2 rRNA genes are annotated in these 573 nt (G+C 45.7%); both read left to right on the top strand.

What is annotated here, in order from left to right:
• Positions 1 to 186, top strand: a 16S ribosomal RNA gene (locus tag AM506_RS21865); the annotation flags it as partial.
• A 246-nt stretch (positions 187 to 432) separates the two neighbouring features.
• Positions 433 to 573, top strand: a 23S ribosomal RNA gene (locus AM506_RS21860); the annotation flags it as partial.

Below are 573 nucleotides of genomic sequence, written 5' to 3'. Positions count from 1 at the left end.
ATCAGCATGCCGCGGTGAATACGTTCCCGGGCCTTGTACACACCGCCCGTCACACCACGAGAGTTTGTAACACCCGAAGTCGGTGAGGTAACCTTTTGGAGCCAGCCGCCTAAGGTGGGACAGATGATTGGGGTGAAGTCGTAACAAGGTAGCCGTATCGGAAGGTGCGGCTGGATCACCTCCTTTCTAAGGAAGATTTACTAAAACGTTTGACACGTCGAAGTTTTGTTCAGTTTTGATGGTTCAACAAGGTTTTTTGCGAAAGCAAAATAACCATCCATCAGGGATTTTTGCGCAAGCAAAATATCCAACCATACTGTCTCTAACGAGACAAATGATTGTTCTTTGAAAACTAGATAAAGATAAATTGATAGTCAAGAAATTACCGAGTATCGCCATTTTAGGTTTTAAACCTGATGTAACAACCAATTCGGTTAAGTTATGAAGGGCGCACGGTGGATGCCTTGGCACTAGGAGCCGACGAAGGACGGGACTAACACCGATATGCTTTGGGGAGCTGTAAGTGAGCTTTGATCCAGAGATTTCCGAATGGGGGAACCCATTGTTCGTAAT

The organism is Rossellomorea vietnamensis, assembly GCF_001305855.1.
GTDB lineage: Bacteria > Bacillota > Bacilli > Bacillales > Bacillaceae_B > Rossellomorea > Rossellomorea vietnamensis_A.
Note: the sequence above shows the minus strand (reverse complement) of the source record. Positions and strands in the feature narration are given on the sequence as shown.